Below are 19,886 nucleotides of genomic sequence, written 5' to 3'. Positions count from 1 at the left end.
TGTTACCTTCGCATCACGGCGGGATCAAAATTCATCAGTGTCGATACGACAACGGTCAACGCCGCCCATCGCGGACGCGACAGATCGGCCACCTCGCGGCTGCTGCCAACATTTAGAAGTGCTTCGGTTGCCGCGGCGTCTTGTTCGAACTTGTCGGTCTGCTGTTGCAGTAGCGACAGCACCAGTTCGGCTTCCCGCGGCGTCGGCTTGCGCTGCGTCAGTCGCTGAAAAACGGCGTCGATCCGCGCGGCATCGTCGCTCTCCTGCAACGCCACATTCATGGCGAGGAATCGCGCGGCTTCGACAAACTGAGGCCCATTCATCAGCACAAACGACTGCAGCGGCGAACTGGTTCGTTCGCGTCGCAGTTGGCAAACGTCGCGTTTCGAGGCGTCAAAGGTCATCATCGCCGGCGGCGGGCCGGTTCGCTTCCAGTAGGTGTACACGCTGCGTCGATACAGTCCCGATCCCGCATCAATCGGCTTCGGCTTAAACGATTCGGAGACCTCGTAGGGATTAACCGATGGACCGCCAAGCGTTTGGTCCAGCAGACCGCTTGCCTGTAGGAAGCCATCGCGCAACATTTCGGCTGACAGCCGGAAACGAGGTGCCCGGGCCAGCAGCTTGTTTTCTGGATCGATCCGCCGCGTCTGTTCGCTACACTCGGACGACTGCCGATAGGTCGCCGACATCACGATCTGCTTTAACAGCCGCTTCACATCCCATCCGTTTGCGATGAAGTCGCTGGCCAGCCAGTCGAGCAATTCCGGATGCGTCGGACGCGCCCCTTGCGTTCCAAAATCTTCGGGAGTGCGGACAAGGCCTTCCCCAAACAACATCTGCCAATGACGATTGACAGCCACGCGAGCGGTCAGCGGATTGCTTGGATCGGTCACCCATTGAGCGAGCCCCAGTCGATTGCGAGGCCACTGTGGATCGAAGTCCGACAAAGCTTCAGGCGTTGCGGCCGAAACGAGCTCGGCGGGGGCATCGTAAAGACCGCGGGAGAGGAGATGCGTTGGCCGCTGCTGCGGCAGTTCACGCATCACCATGATCTCTTCCGCAGCGTCTTGGATCGCCGCCAGCTTCTCTCTCGCCTGCATCAATCGTCGCCGATGTTCCGCCATCGCCGGATCGACGCTCAAAAGGTAGCGGCTGCGAAGTTGCGAATCGTCGACCTCGAGCGTTTTTTCGCCGGCGTCGACCGTCGCTAATTGGAGTGCTTCGGCGTGCGAGAGTTCGCGGTCGAAGACGCGGAACTCGTCGACAAGCCCTTGCTTAAAACCGCGGTCTCGGAAACGAGCCCCGATGATCACGTTGTCGTTTCCGCCGCCGGTGATCTGCCGCGTCAATTGATCGCGAACGACGGAGGTTGCCATCGGTTTGCCGTCGATGAAAATTTGAATCCCGTCAGCGCGGCTCGAGCCGTCGTACGTGATGCTGACTGCCTGCCATTTATCGATTGCGATCGGTTCGAGAGTCTGGACGCTGATCGCATTTCCGGGCCAGAAATGGATCAACGAGAACTGCAATCGGCCATCGAGAATTAGCAGTTCATAACCGCGACTCGCCGCATCGGTCCAGGCACGCGAGCGATGGAAGACGACCGCCCGCTCGAAGGCTTTAGGACTGTTCATCCACAAGGAGAACGAAAAGGGTTGGAAGCGGCGGAAGTTGCCGACGTCCAGCTTGACTTCGTCGTCCCCCGTCAATTTGACCGCATTCCCAACAACGCCGGGCACGCTTTCATCGGCCTCCTTCTTTTCGAAATCAAGGTGTTTGATCTGGCCGGGAATGTCCGTTGGCGATTGCGTGCCGATCCACTTCCGAAACTGTGGCTCCTGCGTTTTGGACAACTCCGCGGTTTCCGATTCCAGTTCCGCGATCTCTTTGCGCAGCGATTCGATCTGTTGTTTCTGGGCGTCGCTGAACAACGACAGCGTCGGTGTAGGAACTGAAGGCGTGAAAAAGGAATAGAGCCCCGCTTCGTCGATGTTGTCGAAGAACGCACTCAGTTCGTAGTAGTTCCGCTGCGACAGCGGATCATATTTGTGGTCGTGGCAACGAGCGCATTCCATCGTCAAGCCAAGGACCGCCGTGGAAAACGTCTGCGTCCGGTCGGCTACATATTCAATCCGGAACTCTTCGGGAACGCTTCCCCCTTCGACTTTCTGAGGATGCAGTCGGTTAAACGTGGTCGCTAGGATCTGATCGTCGCTGGCGTCGGGCAATAGATCAGCCGCGATCTGTTCGGTCAAGAATTGATCGTAGGGCATGTTTTGGTTGATGGCATCCAACACCCAGTTCCGCCAGGGCCAAACGCGGCGATCGCGATCGACTTGATATCCGTAGGTGTCGGAGTAACGAGCGGCGTCGAGCCATTCGGTCGCCAAGCGTTCGCCGAGATCTGGCGAGGCGAGCAGATGGTCGACAAGTCGTTCGTAGGCGTCGGCTTGTTCTTGCTCGCTCGCGCCCCAGCGATTCAGCCAATGCTCCAGCTGCGCCGCGGTCGGTGGCAGTCCGGTCAGGTCGTAAAACAGCCGCCGAATCAGGCGTTGCGGCGACGCAGCCGCGGTCCGCTGAAGACCTTCGGCTTCCAATCGCCGATCGATGAATCGGTCGATCGGCGATTCGACGGCAGCGGTTTGGTCGGCTAGCGGAGGCGGGATGGTCGGAGATTGGATCGGTTCGAACGACCAGTGCCCTTTCCAAGGAGCGCCTTGTTGGATCCAAGTGCGGATCAGCGCGACCTCTTCGGCGGTCAGGTTCAAGTTGGAATCTGGCGGCGGCATGACGAGGTCTTCGTCATCCGAAGTGATCCGCCCGAACAGTTCGCTCGCCGCCGGATCGCCTGGCGTGATCGTCTGCTCTGCAAACACGCCATCGATCGATGCGAAGAGCCCTTCGCGGGTATCGAGCCGCAGATCGGTCGACCGCTGCGCCGCATCGGGACCATGGCAGACATAACATCGGTCGGACAGCAGCGGCTTGATATCCAAATCGAAATCAACGGCCGGCGCGGGAGCCGTGACAACACTGGTTGCGGAGAGCAGAACCAGCTTAGAGAAGCCGAACATGAGCCTTGAGGGGACGTATTTCATAGCGACTCATTGTAGCGAACCGTTGGGCAGGTCTAAACAGAAAAAGGGAAACGATCTGCCAGCTTCGGAGGCGGGGCCTGCCAGTGAACGCGGTTTTCGGTAAACTGCCGGGATGAATAGACGACAAACCAAAATCTGCAAATATCTGGGCTTCGTATTAAGACATCATCCCGAAGCGATTGGCATTCAACCGGAAGCGTATGGCTGGGTGGAAATCGACGCTTTGGTCGCCAACGCAAACGCGGCGGGAAAGTCGATTACGCGTGAACTGGTGCTTCAGGTGGTGGAATTGGATGAACGCAAGGCGTTCGTGATCAGCGACGATGGTCAGCGGATTCGCGCCGTTGTCGGGAATGCAAATTAGACTGATTTCAGATCGATCCTCTCGCACGGAATGCCTGCCACGTGTTCAGCTTTCAAAACTTTCGGCGTTCGATCCTCCTCACTAGCTTTTCGATGCTCTCGATCGGTATGGTTGCTGTGGCGGAGGAAGCTGTATTCACAGGAAAACCCACATTGCTCCAGGAGCATGGCGCCGGAGAAGGGCCGGTCTGGCATCCTGAATTAGGGCTGCTGACCAGCGGTGAAGGGAACATCAACCGCCGAGATCTCGCGGGAAACATGTCGGTGTACCGAAAAGGTGCGGGGACCAATGGGTTATTGTTCGATCGCCAAGGAGGTTTGGTCGTCTGCGATAACGTCCGGCGACAGATCACACGGATCCTTCCCGATGGCACGGCCAAGGTGTTGACCGATTCCTATGAAGGAAAAAAGTACAACCAGCCGAATGACCTGACGATCGATTCGAAGAACCGAATCTACTTCACCGATCCTCAGTATGGCGATCGCAGCGGCATGGAGATGCGTGACTCCGACGGACGAGCAATTGAAGGCGTTTACCGGATCGATCCCGATGGAAACGTGGCCCGGATTCTCACCCACGAAGTCGATCGCCCCAACGGCTTGATCGTCACTCCCGACGACGAATTTTTGTACGTCGCCGACAACAACAATGCCCTCGGCGGGGCGCGGAAGCTGTGGCGATTTGAGCTGAATGGCGACGGAACTCCGAATCTCCCCAGCCAAACGCTACTGTACGACTGGAAAACCACCCGCGGTCCCGATGGGATGAAATTGGATCAGCGAGGACGGCTGTATGTTGCCGCTGGCTTGAACCAACCGCATCTACCCCAGGAGACCGCCGATCCTCCCACCGCCGGGATTTACGTCTTTTCCACGGCGGGGAAGCTTATCGACTTCGTGGCGATCCCTCGCGATGAAACCACGAACTGTGCCTTTGGCGGCGACGCGGGAAAGACGTTATTCGTAACCGCAGGGGGGAGCCTGTGGAGCATCCCGACCGCCGTCGCGGGATACCAAATCCGTTAGCCGTCGACGAACGGGGGTTTGCGCGGATCGCAGAACGGGCAACACTAGGGAACGGCCTCGCCGCAAGCGGCTGCGCTCACAGCTTGTCGAATCGCTCGCTGGCTTCTCACCCCCTACGTTCCTTCAAGCCTCCGATACGATCATGCCGATTCAGTGGTTCCCAGGGCACATGCACCAAGCTCGGCTTGAGATGCAGGCGATCCTCCCAAAAGTCGATTTGGTGATCGAGGTGCTCGATGCGCGGATCCCTTATTCCAGCGAAAACCCGCTACTGGCGGAGTTGCGGGGGGACAAACCGTGCCTGAAAGTGTTGGCGAAAAGCGATCTCGCCGACGAAGCGATGACCGCGACTTGGCAGACCTATTTCGAGCAGAACATGGGAGTTCGCGCCCACCCGGTCACCAGTGACGATGTCCCTTCGATCCGTAAGTTGAAACAGATCGCAACCCGCATGTTGCCTCATCGCCGCGGCAACAAGATCAACGCGATGATCGTAGGCATTCCCAATGTGGGCAAATCGACAATCATCAACTATCTGGCGGGACGCAAGATTGCCAAAACAGGGAACACACCGGCGGTAACCAAACACCAACAACGGGTGACGATCGGCGATGGCTTTGCCTTGCTGGACACTCCCGGCATGCTGTGGCCGAATGTCCATAACGAGAACAGCGGCTATCGTTTGGCGCTGCTCGGATCGGTCAAAGAGACGGCGATGGATTATGGTGAAGTCGGCTTCTTCGCGGCTGGTTTCATGCGGAAACAGTATCCCGATCGCTTGGCGGCTCGTTACGAAATGGAAACGATACCGGAAACGGCGCTCGAGATCATCGAAGCGATCGGCCGCAAGCGAGGCTGTCTCGGAAAGATGAATCTTGTCGACTTGGACCGCGCGTCGCGCATCCTCGTGACGGAACTGCGTTCCGGCGGGCTGGGGTTACTGACGCTGGAAACCCCCGAGATGATGGAGCAGGAAAAGGCGGCGACGGAAGCGGCGATTGTCGCAAAAGCCGAAGCGACCAAGGCGAAGGATGCCTTACGGAAGAAGCGATTCCGCGACAAACAGCGTGCGCAACGCAAGTCGCGAGAAATGGAATAGCCCCCGCCGCCCCAGTTCACGCGATTGAACGGCGAACGCAAGTCTCCAGACACGCACCGCGGCGCGAACACAACGGGCACTGGATTCCCTAGGTTCGCTTTGGCGATGGCAACGCATTGGTCGCTAAGCGATCAAACGATCTCGACGCGACGACTCAAAATTGACCAACGTCGAGCGAATTCCATCGTTTAGTCCACCCGCCGGGGCACGTTATGCGATTGGTACGGGATGTGCGTTGAAGGGAGGGGAATCGAAATCACCCCCTTCGCAAATGGAGCGCAAGATCATGTCCACACTTACGGCTGCCCCCGCCAAGCGACGTCAAATTTCGAGTCTTGTCGACTCGTGTCGACGTCAGATCGCCGCGAATTGGAATGCCCAGGAACGCGCGAAAAGGAAAGCGGAAGCCGATCGCAAGATTGGTCAACTGTGTGCCCTCCTTCTCACAACTCAAAAGGTGGCTTAGCGCGATGCGAACCGATATTCCAGGGACTTTGGAAGTGCCGATGCGGCGGGATTTGGCCGCGTCCCCAACGATCGACAACGCTTACGCCCTGTTGGCCAGCAGTCCACACTTTCGTTACGGTCACCATGGGCTAACGATCCGCGAAGACGCCGACGGTAGCTTGGAGATCGACGGCCGGGTGATGTCCTATTTCCTCAAACAAGCCGTCCAAGAAGCGATTCGTCCGCTGGGCGTGACGATCGTGAATCGCGTCAACGTCGCGTAGCCCTGAATTCTCGCTAGGTGGCGTCGGCAGTCCATACGTCCATCCCGATTCGCACGGCGTTGCAGCACGCCGCATCGGGAGACGATCCGCCTCGCTTCCGTTGCATTCGCCGCGATCGACGGAACATCCGAGGTTAGCTGCTGCCGACGTTCTCGCATCGGCAGCGTGTCCTCTTCTCTTTAGCAAGTCGCTGCGCGATTAACTCTTCTTCCCGCTGCGGTAACGTTCGATGAGTGCGTTGGTGGAGCTGTCATGCTGCAGCGGTTCCGACCCACTGGGGGCCAATTCAGGAACGATCTTCTTCGCCAAAACTTTGCCCAATTCCACGCCCCACTGGTCGAACGAATTGATATTCCAAATCGCTCCTTGAACAAAGACCTTGTGTTCGTACATCGCGATCAATTGACCAAACGACTCCGAAGTCAAACGTCCCATCAGGATCGTGTTGGTCGGATGGTTGCCCGCGAAGATCCGGTGCGGCACTTGGAATTCGTCGACACCATCGGCACGGACCTCGGCTTCGGTTTTGCCCATCGCCAACGCTTCCGTCTGCGCGAAGAAGTTCGCCATCAGAAGGTCGTGGTGATTGCCCAACGGGTTCAAGGTTTCGCAGAACCCGATGAAGTCGCATGGGATCATCTTGGTCCCTTGATGGATCAACTGGTAGAAAGCGTGCTGGCCGTTGGTCCCCGGAGCACCCCAGATGATCGGACCGGTCTGGTAATCGACGGCGTTGCCTTCCAGATCGACCTGCTTGCCGTTGCTCTCCATGTCCAGCTGCTGCAAATAGGCGGTCAGCTTTCCGAGGTAGTGATCGTAGGGGAGGATCGCGACCGATTGGGCATCGAAGAAGTTGTTGTACCAAATGCCCAGCAGAGCCAGCAGGACAGGCAAGTTCTGATCAAACGGGGCGGTCTGGAAGTGGGTATCCATGGCGTGCATTCCGGCCAACATCTCACGGAATTGCACTGGCCCAATCGACAGCATCAACGACAGCCCAATCGCTGAATCGAACGAGTAACGTCCGCCGACCCAATCCCAGAAACCAAACATGTTGGCGGTATCGATACCAAAGGCGGCAACTTGTTCGGCATTGGTGGAAACGGCGACAAAATGCTTGGCGATCGCCGCTTCATCCCCCAGTCCATCCAAACACCACCGACGCGCTGAGTGCGCATTCGTTAAGGTTTCCTGCGTCGTAAAGGTCTTCGATGCGACGATAAACAGCGTCTCGGCGGGGTCGAGATCCTGGAGTGCTTCGGCCAGGTCCGTGCCGTCGATGTTGGAGACAAAACGGAATTGCAGATCCCGCTGGCTGTAGTGCCGCAACGCTTCATAAGCCATCACGGGGCCGAGATCCGAACCGCCGATCCCGATGTTCACGATCGTGCGGATCGACTTTCCGGTATGGCCTTTCCACTGACCACTACGAACGCGGTCGCAAAACGCCGCCATCTTGTCGAGCACCGCATGCACTTCGGGGACGACATCCTCCCCATCGACAACAATCGATTGATCTTTAGCCGCCCGCAACGCAACATGCAGCACCGCCCGTTCTTCGGTGGCGTTGATCTTGTCGCCACGGAACATCGCGTCGATCCGCGAGCGCAATCCCGACCGTTCCGCGAGCTCCACCAACAGCTTTACCGTCTCGTCGGTGATTCGATTTTTCGAATAGTCCAGATAAATCCCCAACGCTTCAGCAGTCAGACGTTGCCCGCGATCGGGATCCGCAGAGAAGAGTTCCCTCATATGCACATTGCTGATTTGTGCATGATGCGATTGCAGCGTTTGCCATGCCGAGTTGGCGGTCAATGACGATTCAGTTTGAGTCATATTCGGGTTCTTGTCGTTGAAGAGAGTCGTTGGTCAACGCGTCACATGTGGTTTACCGCATGTGATCGCGGCCCCACCAATATAGCGTTGCGGCAGATCGCAGCGTTCACGATCGCCGTGCAACCTCGAGGGTCGCGTGGTGGCGCTGCGCAGTGCCGCAAAGGGCAACAACCACCACCTAAACGCATCGGGGCCTGCATTCTATCGCGCCGATGAGTTCCGCCAAACCGCCCCGGAGAGCCACGAATACCGGCAGATCTTCAACACGAAACGGGCTATCCGGTGGACATCCGTCACCCAAGAAGAGTTATTTGGCCCTTTCTGTCCACCGTTGACGCTTAGTACTAGTGCGAGGCCATGGTTCCGGCAATCGACGCTTCCCAACCGGGCAGTTCGATGGCCGAATCCAAGGCCCGATGTGTGACGACGGGGCAACTATACGACGATCCGTGCTGACTCCCTCGGCTGCGATCCCACCACATTCTCTTTTCTTAAGACCCGTATCGATGATTAAACTTCGCAAATCCGAAGAACGCGGTCACGCCGACTTCGGCAGGCTGAATTCCTACCACACCTTTTCTTTTGCGTCGTACCATGATCAAAATCACATGGGATTTCGCGCGTTGCGTGTGATGAACGAAGATCGTGTCGCCGCCGGACAAGGCTTCGGACACCACAGCCATGCCAACATGGAAATCGTCTCCTACGTGCTCGACGGGACGCTGGAGTTGAAGGACTGGATGGAAACCGGCGAGGTCGTGCAAACGGGCGAACTGCAACGTATCAGCGCCGGGACCGGGATCTCTCACAGCGAGTTCAATCCTTCGGGTCATCAGTCGGCACACTTTTATCAATTCTGGTTGCTACCCAAGCATCGCGATGTTCGCCCCAGTAGCGAACGTCGCCGATTTGCCGACAACGAATTGAAGAATTCGCTGCGGTTGGTCGCCTCGCCGGACGGACGCGACGGGTCGATGTCGATTCAACAGGACGCGATGCTCTATCTTTCGAAGCTCGACCACGGCGCATCGCTCGACTTCGCCATCGCCGATAGCCGGTACGTCTGGCTGCAAGTTTTGCGGGGTGCGGTTTCGCTTAACGCCGCCCAGTTGGAAGCGGGCGCCGGGGCCGCGATTGAGGACGAATCGATGTTGAAAATCAATGCGACCAGCGACGCCGAGATCATGCTGTTTGACCTCGCCTAGGACTTAAGCGTCCTCGCCCGTCGTCACTGGGATCACGAATTACCGCACTGTTCCAGTAGGGCTTCCCAGCGGGCGCGCATAGGATCTTTGGCCGGCAACCATTGAAGGCATTGTTTCAATGCGTGTTCTGCGTCGTCCCGGCGCTCGATTGCTAAAAAGGACTCTCCCATCGCGCCAAATGCAGCGGCATACATCGGATCGATCCGGGTTGCTTTTCGGAACGACTCGATCGCCTGCAAGTGATCGCCTTCAGTGGCGGTCACGCGGCCCAATTGATAGTGTGCAAAAGCGACGTTGGGATCGATCATCAGCGCGTTTCGAAACTGTTCGATCGATTCGCGGGTCTTTCCTTCCGCTGCGAAAATAAGCCCCAGATTGTAGTACGCCAACACAAATTTGGGGTCGATCCGCAGCGCTGCTTTGAAAAACGCAACCGCCTCCGGCTTACGGCCCAGTTTCGCCAAGGCCATCCCCAGGTTATTGTGCGCCAAGGACGCTTGAGGGCGGATCGCCAACGCGGCTTGATAGTATCGGACCGCCTCGGCGGGCTCGCGTTCACGAAGATCATCGGCAAGCGTAAAGTTGGCCAAGAAGTCATCCGCGTGCGCCAGTTGCACTTGTTTGCGAAACGCAATCGTGTCCATTCCCGCATCCCCGATGCGATCTCCAATCGCTCGCAACAACTGAACCGAAAGCTTGGCATCCAACGCGGCTTGGGAGAGTTCTGTCAGCGTCGGAGGATCGAGCCACGTCGATGGATCGCGTATCCGATCGCGGAGTCCGGTGGGGTCTCGATCGGCAAGACAGGCCACGCGCAACAGCCAATCTCGTCGTGTTGGGTCGCTTGCGCATACGGCCCAATCGTCCAATGCCGCAATCAATGAACGCTTGAAATCCGACGTATCGATCCGTGCTGCAACTTCCGAATCCACGTCTCCAGGGCTGCCGATTTTCAGGTCGGAGAACAGGGCCTCATAACGTCCGTCGGCAAAGGTCTGATTGAATTGTTCGTCGTAGCGGCCGTCGATCACTGAAACACGGTGTAACCGCAATGCGTCAAGCGCTTCGACGATATCGAGATTGGCGACCGCGTGATCGATCCGTCGCCGTAAGTCGATGTGGCCACCGTCTCCCAATTTACCCAACAGAGCCCGTGTTTCGGCATAACGTCCCTGCCGCTCCAACTCCAGCCCCGATTCCAACCGCGCCATCAAGCGTGCCTTCTCCGCCCGAGTTCCGGCGACCAACGCCAGTTCTCGCATACCATAGATCGCCAACATTCCACACAATGCAACAGCGGTCACGATCAACGCAGCCGTCGTCGGGCTGCGATGAATCCAACGCCAGATTCGCGTCGTGCGACCGACCGGCCGCGCGGCAATCGGTTCGTAACGAAGGAACCGCTGAAGGTCGTCCGCCAAGGCCGCGGCGGTGGGGTAACGCTGGAGTGGCTCTTTTTCGAGACATTTCAGACAAATCGTTTCGAGGTCGGGAGGCACATTTTGATTGATCCGCGATGGTGGCAACGGCTCCTCGGAAATCAAACGCCGTTCGGTTTCGATAACGTTCTCACCACGAAACGGCGGTCGCCCGGCAAGCATCTCATACAACAACGTTCCCAACGCATAGATGTCGACCGTAGGACCGACTAATCCGCCGGAAACCTGTTCCGGAGCCATATAGCTGGGTGTGCCCATCCGAGCGCCTGTCATCGTCAACCCTGCATCCAAATCGACTCGACGCGCCAATCCAAAGTCGCTGATCTTTAGAATCCCGTCACGTGTCAGCAGGATGTTGGCAGGCTTGAGATCGCGATGCACGATCCCCCCTTCGTGCGCAGCTTGCACCGCAATCGCCAAGGTCGCAAGCGTCTCCGCAGCTTCTCGGACCGACACCGGTTGGTCCGCGAGTTTTTTCGACAGCGTGCCCCCTTCGACCAATTCCATCGTATAGAACGGGCGGCCGAGAACCTCTCCCACATCGTAGATCTGTACGATGTGAGGGTGCCTCAAACCAGCGATCGATTCGGCCTCCCGCTCGAATCGCAACAATTCCATGTTGCTCGCGTACGCTCCGGCCAACAACATCTTGATTGCCACCGGCCGATTCAATTTCAGGTGGCGTGCCTGGTACACCACGCCCATCCCACCGTGTCCAAGAATTGCATGGACCTCATACCCGGGAAGCTCGGGAAGAGTCGTCGGTTGCCCCGCGCTACGGGCGTCGGAGCGTTGGCCGGTACTGTCGGTATCGGGAAATAGATCTCCGATCTGAGCTTCGATGCTGCGAACCTTGAGGTATCTGCGCCGAACCTCATCGATCCATTCGGGCTGCTCTGCGCACACCTCCTCAACAGAACGGTGGGACTCGAGAAGCTCTTCAAGGAGAGCGTCGACTTGCGATTCGTAACTCATGGATCCAGCTTTCGAGCGATCTCTCCGCCGATGCTCTGAATTGTTGTAAACGCTTCGCAGACCTTCTAAACGTCGCGAACCGGCCGAGCATCGGGATTCAAATCATCCAACGTTGCCGCCAACATGATCACCCCACGGTTTAACCGTCGTTGAATCGTTTTCGGAGACACATCCAACAAATCCGCCGCTTCGGTTTGCGTCATCCCTTGGATCCGCACGAGCCCAAACACTTCCCGTTCGTCCTCAGGCAGCCCGTCGATGGCCGACAGCATCCGCATCGCGTTTTGACTCAGTTGCGATCCACTCGGTTCCGGCGAAACAATCCCCGATGCATCCAGTTCACGATCGGCGGGATATTTGTCCAACCGACGCGCCAGATCATTCAACTCCCAACGCATGTGTTGGTTCGCCAAACCAAAAAATTGGCGGACCGTTTTGGGCCGAACTTCACGCATCGCTTTCATCAAGCGATCCACAACCGCGCTGAGCATTTCCTCCGACTGAAGGTTCAACGGTGGTTGCATCAACCGAGGGTAGCTGCGGACCAACAACGTTTCACACAAAAGATGCAACCGACCGACCGACCGGGCAATCAACGCGCGGATGATCGGCTCCGCCGGAGCGTTCCCATCCAGATTCGCCAATTCGCCGAGATACCGTTGAACATCGAGCGTGGTTTCGTCGTTTTCCATCGCGGGTCAAATGGAGCCAGGGATCCGTGGGCGATTGCAATCTGCAAACGGTGCGATACCGATTGCAATCCAAGTCGAACTCGCGCTCATTGTGCCTCATTCCGCCGACATTGAATAGTCATTTGGGGCGATCTCGTCCCCTTTCCCTACCAAGCGTCGCAACGTGCCGCCGCAGGGCTTAGCAAACAACGCCGCGTCGCCAAGCGGCGATTACCAGGAATCGACGATGGCGTAGTGACCGCACCGACAGGATCCATCGCAAACCATCGACCTGTCAATATAGGCAAGCTGCAGATTGCGAGCATACGCAACATCCAGGAACAAACAAAAAACTTTTAGTGTTCAGATGCACCCCGTTCGCAATGTGGATATTTGTGCGGACCGAAACCGTGAACATCACGCTCTCATCGCAAGTATTCCGCGGCTCAACGCCGTTTAATGCCGGTGACCTGCGACTGAATTCATCGCCGACAACCGTGAGATCTGGCTCCACTATGCAATGGTTTTCTGTGCTTCCAAGGCAGCGTGATCGGAACAATTTCTAAAGTTCGTTCCGATGCATTTCGCGTGCTACGGTGGCAGCCAAAGGTTTGTTGTACGGACACCAAAGCGCGCCACTCTTCCTATTCACGCACCTTGTCACGGAGTTCCCGAACTATGTGTTCGTCTAGATCCAATTGGCGGATCGTCACCTACGTCACCCTGCTGTTGTTGCTGTTGCCGAATCTTTCCTTCGCTCAAGAAGCCGTCTCGTATGAGCAATTGCTCAACAAAGTGAAAGCCGGTGTGGACGATGCCACCTTGATTCGGCAGATCGAAGAATCGCCGATCGTGTATGTCGTCGACCTCGCCCAAATCGAAGAGCTTCGTAAAGCGGGCGCCTCCGAAGCGGTGATCGCGGCATTCCAACAGGATCGCGTGCGGTCGAAGGATGTGATCACCGATTTCATCTTGATCTTTGATTGCAGCAACAGCATGAATGAACCGGCCAGGAACGGTCAATCGAAAATGGAGGTTGCCAAAACCACGGTTGCGGAGCTGATCGACATGATCCCAATTGGGATGCCAACGTCTGTGATCGTCTATGGACACAATGTCGAAGAGAAATGCGAAGCGGTCATGATCGGCCGACCGTTGACTCCGCTGGGCGGTGCCGACAAAGCCGAACTGCGGCAGTTCGTGCTGGGACTTCAGCCACGGGGCTGGACCCCGATCGCGAAATCATTGCGTGTCGCTGGCGAAGTGCTCGACAGCAAGATGGATGCGTATACTGGAATCGTGCTGATCAGCGACGGCAAAGAGACTTGCGGTGGCGACCCCGCCGCGGAAGCCAGAAAATTGGCGGCCAAGCACAACATCGAATTCCATGTCGTCGGCTTCGATGTCGATGACGACACCCGCCGTCAGTTGGAGAATATCGCGCGGTTGGGCGGAGGAAAGTACCAAGGTGCAAGTTCTCCAGAGGATCTCAAAGGGGCGTTGAAATCGGTTACCGACCAGATCAACGAAGCTCAACAGCGTCTGAAGGATCTCGCCAAGCAAAAGGAAGCGGAACTGGCGGCGCAGCGAGCGCGAGCGGCCGAGTTGGACAAGCAGCTTGCCGATCGCGAGCGTCAGCGTCAGGAAGCCCAAGCGTTGGCCGATCGGTTGGCAAACGAAAAGGATCTCGCCAGCGAGAAGCTTCAGGATATGGAGCGTTCGCTGGCCGACCGCATGAAGGAAATCGGGGATCTGAACAAGGCAGCGGATGCTGCGGCGGCGGCGCTCGAATCGGCGAAGAAGGCGCACGTAGATCTGCAAGCTGAGCACAAAAACGCCCTTGCCGATGCCGGCCAAAAGCAGGACGCGCTCCGCGAAAAGCTCGACGACCGGATGAAAGAGATCGCTGCGTTGAACCAAGCGGCCGATGCCGCCGCTGCGGCGCTTGATGCCGCCAAGAAGCAACAGCGGGATCTACAAGCCGAACACGCCAAGGCGCTAGCCGAAGCGGAAAAGCAAAAGGATGCGCTTCGAGACAAAGCGGCCGAGACTGCCAAGCAACTGGCGGAGTCGATGAAAAACGCAAAGGATTTGGCGGACCAGAACGCAAGGCTGGCGGACACGCAACGGGCGGCCGAAGCGGATCGCGATCGGATCGCCGCGGCGCTTGATGCCGAACGAAAGAAGGGAGCTGCGCTGGCGGCCGATCTCGCTAAATCGGCGCAGGATCTAGCTGCGTTGCAGCGTGAGGCGGACCGGGCCGCTCGCCAGGCCACCGATCAATTGGCCGCTGCAGAGCGAATGAAAAAGTCGTTGGCAGATCAGTTGGATCGATCCAACGAAAACGCCAAAAACGATGCGAAACGCCTCGCCGCGCTGCGAGATGCGGCAAACGATCGCGCCGATGCACTGGCGGCAGAACTTGCCGAACAGGGACGACGATACGACCGTGAACTGAGCGATGCGGAGGGGCGGATCAATGAATTGGCATCGATGAAGGCAGACGTCGAACGCCAACTGGCCGACCTTTTGGCTCAGCAGGAACATGCGAAGAACCGCCCCTACGACTTGGCCTCGATCGATCGCGGTGGTCGTGTCGTCGATGCACCGAGCCAGTTGGACGATCGACAGCATGGCGTGCAAAATTTGCTTCGAGATGGAGGGATCTACCGAGTTCCAGGACGCAATCCGGTATCGATAGTGCTCGCGTTTTAAAACGATCAGATCGCCGACATCACCCAGCTGAGGATCAATCCCGCGGGCGGTCCCGACTCGAAAAACTGGGTCCGCAACGTTCGGGTGGAATATTCGACGACCTACAGCTTCACCGATTTCCAACCGATGCTGTCGGTTGAACTCGCGCCGCACGATCAGTCGATCGAATTCGATCTGCAGCCTCTGGTCGAAGCTCGCTACCTGCGGATTACGTTGATCGAGAACTATGGCGGCGATGCGATGGAGTGCGGGCGAATCGAGGTGATTGGGAAGATCACTGAAACCGAGCGAGACTATCCGATGGATCTAACCAACTTTGCCAGCTCGCAAAACGGTGGGTCGGTCTCGACGAAACCAAGTGCCTACGATGAATACCACTGGGGCGCGTTGCACTTGATCGATGGCTCGCCGGGACGCAGCTGGTCCAGCCCGATCGGAACGACGACCGAAACCGCGACGATTCGCTTGGCAGCGCCAACGAAGGTCCAGTTCATCACGGTCAATCCCTACTCTCCGAGCGATTCGATCAATTGGGCCACGCGTGCTGCGATCTCCGTCGCCAACAGCGGCGGTTCGTTCTACGACGTCGGAACCATCGACTTGACCGCCGTGGGGCAAGAGCATGTGTTGCGGTTGAACGAAGCGGTCGATGCGTCGTTGGTTCGCGTGGAGTTGACCAGCTCGCAGGACGCCAGCGCCGTCGAGTGTAGCGAGGTGAAGGTCTACGGCCCCACATCGCCGGAAACCGAAGTCCAAATCGATGAAGTGAGTTTGCTTGACGGAAACTGATCCCTGTTTCTTGACCTCGGGTAGCAGGCGTTGTCTGCTGCTCGAGACCTTCCCACTTTGGACACGTTGGTTGCCCGTCGATCGATCGCTCTCCAACTCCTCCGCGTTTTTCGTGCCTATCGTAGATTCCTCCCAGTGACGTTGTAGAATGCGACACTTCCGCAGGCGATTGGATCTACACGAAAATCGCGGGGAGCGTGGAGGCGCTGCGTCGAGCGCTCTCCCCGGGCAACCAGCCTTCGCGCATCAGCATCTAGCGGCGCTGCCCAGTAGCCCTTCTAATGGTCCCGGTTCGTTGCATCGTCGAAGGATGCGACATTCAAAATCGCGGTCGTGAAAGGGAACTCAAATGCCAGGAATATCGTGGCCTCTCGCTCGGTTGGTCACTGTCGGTTGGTTGGGGCTCGTTTGTCTAGCGCCCGCGATGTCCGAAGACCCTTTGATGGCGTGGCGTCCCGTTACGAAGGCGTATGGCGTGGCGGCCGATGGCAAGCCGCTAACATCCGTCCAGTCCCCCGCGTTCCTCGATCCGAGCCCCAATATTTCGCGGGTGCTGGTGATCGCATCTCCCTCGTTGGCCCCTTCCTACGTTGATCAAGCGGATGCCGACGGATTTGCCGCAGGGCTGCGGCATCGCGAACTTGCGATCTGGCTGGTGGCCGCACCCGATGGAATCGCCGATGCGACCGCAGACGCATTGCAACAGCCCATCGATGCCAAGGCTTACGCTGGCAAACGCGTTGCGACACAGTATCTCTGGCGATCGATTGGCTTAGCCGCTCCGGACGTCGTTGTGGTCGTCAAACCCGGATCGGAGAACCGCTTGGTTTTGCAGCCGTCAGCCGGATCGTTCGCCGATGCGTTACGTCGTTCCTCGGTGGCTGGAATCGGTTCGATCGCAGCGGTCGAATTCATCGCGAACCCGAAGATTTCTCTGCTCGATGTGATCGATCAGTTGGGAGATCAAACCATTCCCGCGGTCGAGAAGTCGGCTCAGGTGGAGCTGTTGCATCGACGCGAGCGATCGGCGATCGACGTCGCAACGGTTCTAAGCAAACGCTACGGCAACGCGCTCGATTCGGTGAACTATCAGCAGGCGTTGGCTCTGATCGGTCGCTTGCAGTTGGGCGATCTGACCGGCGAAGCGACGGCGTTGGCAGCCGTCCAGCAGATCGCGGAACCGTATGCTGCTGGCGCCAAATCGGCACTGGGGGACAAACCGAACGGCGGCGTCTTCGCCGGGCACTTGTTGTTCGCCGAACTTGCAAACCGCACGCAAGACCCGCGTTATGTTGCACTGGTTCGCGCGGCGGCCGAGCATGCTTTTACCCCCGACGGGCAGATGCGTGACGCGATGCCAACGCACAGCGAGATGAGCGACGCAGTCTTCATGGGAACGCCGATCCTTGTCGCGGCGGGAAACCTGACGGGCGAGCAACGCTACTTTGATATGGCGATCCGGCATCTGCGGTTCATGCTGGAATTGAATCTCCGCGACGATGGTTTGCATCAACACTCGCCGCTCGATCCCGCGGGGACCGCCTGGGGCCGCGGGAACGGGTTTCCTGCTTTGGGGCTGGCGTTGTCGTTGTCCTGGTTCCCCGAAAATAGTCCCTATCGCGATGAGATGTTGGCGGCCTTTCGTGCGCATTTGGCCGCGATGGAAAAGCATCAAGATACGTCGGGGATGTGGCACCAGGTGGTCGACCGTCCGGAGAGCTATCCCGAATTCACCGTCACCTGCATGACCACGATGGCGATCGCGCGCGGGTTGCGGATGGGCTGGTTGGATCCGGAGATCTACGTTCCCGTTGTGCAGCGGGCTTGGCCGGCGATCCAGTCGCGGATCGGCAGCGACGCCCAATTGATCGACGTCTGCACCGGAACGGGAAAACAGAAAAGCCTCCGCGACTACTTCGACCGGACCGCGATTCGAGGGCACGACACGCGTGGTGGTGCGATGGCAATGCTGGTTGCTACCGAGATCGCCCTGGCACAACGGGACGGGAAATGGAAGCTCGACTGAGCGTCGCGAGCTCGCGATCGCGTCGATGTCGCAGCGAACTAACGAGCGACTCCGCGACGCAGCGTGCGAACTTGATCTTGGATCATGATCGGCAGTTTGGCACCGAGCAGGTTCTTGCCTCGGAACCAAGCTTTCGGTTCGTAGAAGACCATGTGCGCTTCGAAGAACAACACGTCGGGCAACTCCACCAACGGCGTCGCTTTGGTGTAGATCCCCATTCCCAGATAAGGCTGTTTTTCGTCGGGGCTGTCCAGCGGGGCCCAACTGCTTTGATGACGGTTTTCTGGATCGGCAGCGACCACGATCGAACCGGCGTAAACCGAAGCGTCGGACTTTGCGTCGTTGCTGCGTAAAACCATCGACAGGCTGATCCGTTTCAACAAGTCCGGTTCGTGGGCGTAGCTATATTTGTCATCGCCCACCGCCCCAAGATCCTCTCCCTCGCCTTGATCGTTCTTGTTATCCGAGAACAACTTGGTTAGAAGGTTTTCGTCGCTCAACGTTTCCAGCGACGTGTGGACCGTGAAAAAATAGCTGTACGTCCGGAACACGCCCCCGTCGACCGATTTCTTAACAGCACGAGGAATGTCGATCGGCGAATTGATTCCCTCTTTCGTAAAGTCTTCAAAGCGACGCCCTAGGCTGGCGATGACCTTTCGCTGTTGTTCGGCGTCCATGCCGTCTTGCATCACCACTTCGGGCCAGGCTTGGGTTTGCCCGTCGGCATTCGTAATCGGTTCGGCGAGAATCGCCAGCGGTGGTTGCGAGGCGGGGGATTCGGCCAAGACGATCGCTGGGGCGAGCAGCAGGGGAGCTAGGAGCGCGCAAGACGCGGTAGAACGAATCGAGCTGAAGATGTTCATCGTTGGGTCGTACCAGTATCGGAGGCGGCGGCCCGGTCGTAGTTCGGGCGCATCGAGGTCGAGATTTGATTGAACCATCCGTGCAGCGATTGGGCTTCGGCGACCGAGAGTGTGGGCCGCGCAAGGACACGCGTTGCATCGGCGGGAATGTTCATCGTAACCTGCCCCGGTGGGATGTTGGTAGAACAAAACGCCGTGTCCGATGGGATCCCCAAAAAATTGTACTTGCTGTAATCGACGTGCAACTGGGGAGCGAAGACAAGCGATTTGGGGAGCCAGTGGATGCTGCCGACCGCCGTGGTGCTGACGCCTGTCGCGTCGGCATCCATCAGCCAGCAGAAGGTGTCCAGTTGCCCGGTTTGCGGTTGAAGAACCAATGCGTAGCGAAGGGGCAACAATCGGTTTTCGTTATTCCAACGGAAGGCTCCGATCGTGTCGACGACAAAAAAGTGTCGGCTGATTGTTTTGTATTGGACCTGCGTTTGTTTGGCATCGAACTCTTTCAGCACCATCCGCGCGAAAAAGCCGAGGTCGGCCCCCAGTTGCTGCTGCGTATCGGAGCTGACAATCATGTCGCGTCCGCGAACCGAGGTCCCCGCACCGGTAGCAATTTCGGTCAGTTGCCATGTTCCATCGGCCGCCTGTTGCGTCCGCGCCGCCAATGCGGTGAACATGAGGCTGGCCAGTTGCGAGTCCCGTTCGGGAATCTTGTCGACATCGCCACTAGCTACTTTGGGAAAGCTTTTGACAATCAGATGGTTCCAGCCTTCGGGCGGTCCGTCGTCGACGATCGTACCGGGGCGCAGCACCGAGATCGGCCGCGCGGCGACGTCGTACGGTTGAGCCAACGCGAGGGCTGGCAGTAAAGTGAGGGTAAAGCTGAGCCAAGTCAGAAATCGCTTATCCATTTGCTTTTACTCTGATATCCATAAGTAGGGTGAAACCGACAGCTTTTTGCCTGGGTTGCGCCCGTGCACGCCGACTGGAAGGCGGTGCGACGCTGGAATTATAGCCGCCTACCGGTCAAAACGACCACAGCGAATTGAG

The 19,886-nt window shown here is 57.8% G+C and carries 14 protein-coding genes; 8 read left to right on the top strand and 6 right to left on the bottom strand.

Features of this window, described 5'->3' with window-relative positions:
• Positions 1-2: 2 nt before the first annotated feature.
• Positions 3-3,101, bottom strand: a complete 3,099-nt coding sequence (locus Poly24_RS12930) for a DUF1553 domain-containing protein (RefSeq protein ID WP_145095706.1) — start codon at positions 3,099-3,101, stop codon at positions 3-5.
• A 112-nt stretch (positions 3,102-3,213) separates the two neighbouring features.
• Between Poly24_RS12930 and Poly24_RS12925 the strand changes: the two genes are divergently transcribed.
• The 4 genes from Poly24_RS12925 (at position 3,214) to Poly24_RS12910 (ending at position 6,320) form a co-directional block, all read left to right on the top strand.
• Complete coding sequence (locus Poly24_RS12925; RefSeq protein ID WP_145095703.1) at positions 3,214-3,465, top strand: RNA 2'-phosphotransferase; 252 nt, start codon at positions 3,214-3,216, stop codon at positions 3,463-3,465.
• A gap of 152 nt (positions 3,466-3,617) precedes the next feature.
• Positions 3,618-4,490, top strand: a complete 873-nt coding sequence (locus tag Poly24_RS12920) for an SMP-30/gluconolactonase/LRE family protein (RefSeq protein ID WP_315852239.1) — start codon at positions 3,618-3,620, stop codon at positions 4,488-4,490.
• A 142-nt stretch (positions 4,491-4,632) separates the two neighbouring features.
• Complete coding sequence (gene ylqF, locus Poly24_RS12915) at positions 4,633-5,589, top strand: ribosome biogenesis GTPase YlqF (protein WP_145095698.1); 957 nt, start codon at positions 4,633-4,635, stop codon at positions 5,587-5,589.
• A 470-nt stretch (positions 5,590-6,059) separates the two neighbouring features.
• Entirely contained in the window at positions 6,060-6,320 is a 261-nt protein-coding gene (locus Poly24_RS12910) for a hypothetical protein (RefSeq protein ID WP_145095695.1), read from the top strand.
• Positions 6,321-6,518: 198 nt separating this feature from the next.
• Here Poly24_RS12910 and pgi read toward each other — a convergent pair whose 3' ends face one another.
• On the bottom strand, positions 6,519-8,156 hold the full coding sequence (pgi, locus tag Poly24_RS12905) for a glucose-6-phosphate isomerase (protein WP_145095692.1): 1,638 nt from the start codon (positions 8,154-8,156) through the stop codon (positions 6,519-6,521).
• Positions 8,157-8,662: 506 nt separating this feature from the next.
• Here pgi and Poly24_RS12900 point away from each other — a divergent pair.
• Entirely contained in the window at positions 8,663-9,361 is a 699-nt protein-coding gene (locus Poly24_RS12900; protein WP_145095689.1) for a pirin family protein, read from the top strand.
• A 32-nt stretch (positions 9,362-9,393) separates the two neighbouring features.
• Here the strand turns inward: Poly24_RS12900 and Poly24_RS12895 are convergent, their stop codons facing one another.
• On the bottom strand, positions 9,394-11,775 hold the full coding sequence (locus Poly24_RS12895; protein ID WP_145095686.1) for a protein kinase domain-containing protein: 2,382 nt from the start codon (positions 11,773-11,775) through the stop codon (positions 9,394-9,396).
• Between the two features lie 65 nt (positions 11,776-11,840).
• Positions 11,841-12,467: a sigma-70 family RNA polymerase sigma factor gene (locus Poly24_RS12890; RefSeq protein ID WP_145095683.1), complete on the bottom strand. Its 627-nt coding sequence runs from the start codon at positions 12,465-12,467 to the stop codon at positions 11,841-11,843.
• Between the two features lie 657 nt (positions 12,468-13,124).
• On the opposite strand from Poly24_RS12890, the gene Poly24_RS12885 reads away from it, so the two are divergent.
• The 3 genes from Poly24_RS12885 (at position 13,125) to Poly24_RS12875 (ending at position 17,976) form a co-directional block, all read left to right on the top strand.
• Complete coding sequence (locus tag Poly24_RS12885) at positions 13,125-15,161, top strand: VWA domain-containing protein (protein WP_145095680.1); 2,037 nt, start codon at positions 13,125-13,127, stop codon at positions 15,159-15,161.
• Positions 15,162-15,245: 84 nt separating this feature from the next.
• On the top strand, positions 15,246-15,950 hold the full coding sequence (locus tag Poly24_RS12880) for a discoidin domain-containing protein (RefSeq protein WP_145095677.1): 705 nt from the start codon (positions 15,246-15,248) through the stop codon (positions 15,948-15,950).
• A gap of 424 nt (positions 15,951-16,374) precedes the next feature.
• Positions 16,375-17,976 (top strand): glycoside hydrolase family 88 protein, encoded by a 1,602-nt coding sequence (locus Poly24_RS12875; RefSeq protein ID WP_197452541.1) that lies wholly within the window; start codon positions 16,375-16,377, stop codon positions 17,974-17,976.
• Between the two features lie 38 nt (positions 17,977-18,014).
• On the opposite strand, the gene Poly24_RS12870 is transcribed toward Poly24_RS12875, so the two are convergent.
• Both Poly24_RS12870 and Poly24_RS12865 read right to left on the bottom strand, forming a co-directional pair.
• Positions 18,015-18,839, bottom strand: coding sequence for a hypothetical protein (locus Poly24_RS12870; RefSeq protein ID WP_145095671.1), 825 nt, complete (start codon positions 18,837-18,839; stop codon positions 18,015-18,017).
• Positions 18,836-19,747, bottom strand: a complete 912-nt coding sequence (locus Poly24_RS12865) for a hypothetical protein (RefSeq protein ID WP_145095668.1) — start codon at positions 19,745-19,747, stop codon at positions 18,836-18,838. Before Poly24_RS12865 ends, Poly24_RS12870 begins: the two co-directional genes overlap by 4 nt.
• Positions 19,748-19,886: the final 139 nt, after the last annotated feature.

It is taken from the genome of Rosistilla carotiformis, assembly GCF_007753095.1.
GTDB classification, from domain to species: domain Bacteria; phylum Planctomycetota; class Planctomycetia; order Pirellulales; family Pirellulaceae; genus Rosistilla; species Rosistilla carotiformis.
The sequence above is the reverse complement of the archived record's forward strand: the minus strand, read 5'-3'. Positions and strand labels throughout refer to the sequence as shown.

Coding starts and splice junctions, on each gene's coding strand:
- ylqF (WP_145095698.1), top strand. CDS start 4,633: ATGCCGATTCAGTGGTTCCCAGGGCACATGCACCAAGCTCGGCTTGAG.
- Poly24_RS12870 (WP_145095671.1), bottom strand. CDS start 18,839: ATGAACATCTTCAGCTCGATTCGTTCTACCGCGTCTTGCGCGCTCCTA.
- Poly24_RS12910 (WP_145095695.1), top strand. CDS start 6,060: ATGCGAACCGATATTCCAGGGACTTTGGAAGTGCCGATGCGGCGGGAT.
- Poly24_RS12890 (WP_145095683.1), bottom strand. CDS start 12,467: ATGGAAAACGACGAAACCACGCTCGATGTTCAACGGTATCTCGGCGAA.
- Poly24_RS12875 (WP_197452541.1), top strand. CDS start 16,375: ATGTCCGAAGACCCTTTGATGGCGTGGCGTCCCGTTACGAAGGCGTAT.
- Poly24_RS12900 (WP_145095689.1), top strand. CDS start 8,663: ATGATTAAACTTCGCAAATCCGAAGAACGCGGTCACGCCGACTTCGGC.
- Poly24_RS12885 (WP_145095680.1), top strand. CDS start 13,125: ATGTGTTCGTCTAGATCCAATTGGCGGATCGTCACCTACGTCACCCTG.
- Poly24_RS12895 (WP_145095686.1), bottom strand. CDS start 11,775: ATGAGTTACGAATCGCAAGTCGACGCTCTCCTTGAAGAGCTTCTCGAG.
- pgi (WP_145095692.1), bottom strand. CDS start 8,156: ATGACTCAAACTGAATCGTCATTGACCGCCAACTCGGCATGGCAAACG.
- Poly24_RS12925 (WP_145095703.1), top strand. CDS start 3,214: ATGAATAGACGACAAACCAAAATCTGCAAATATCTGGGCTTCGTATTA.
- Poly24_RS12865 (WP_145095668.1), bottom strand. CDS start 19,747: ATGGATAAGCGATTTCTGACTTGGCTCAGCTTTACCCTCACTTTACTG.
- Poly24_RS12930 (WP_145095706.1), bottom strand. CDS start 3,101: ATGAAATACGTCCCCTCAAGGCTCATGTTCGGCTTCTCTAAGCTGGTT.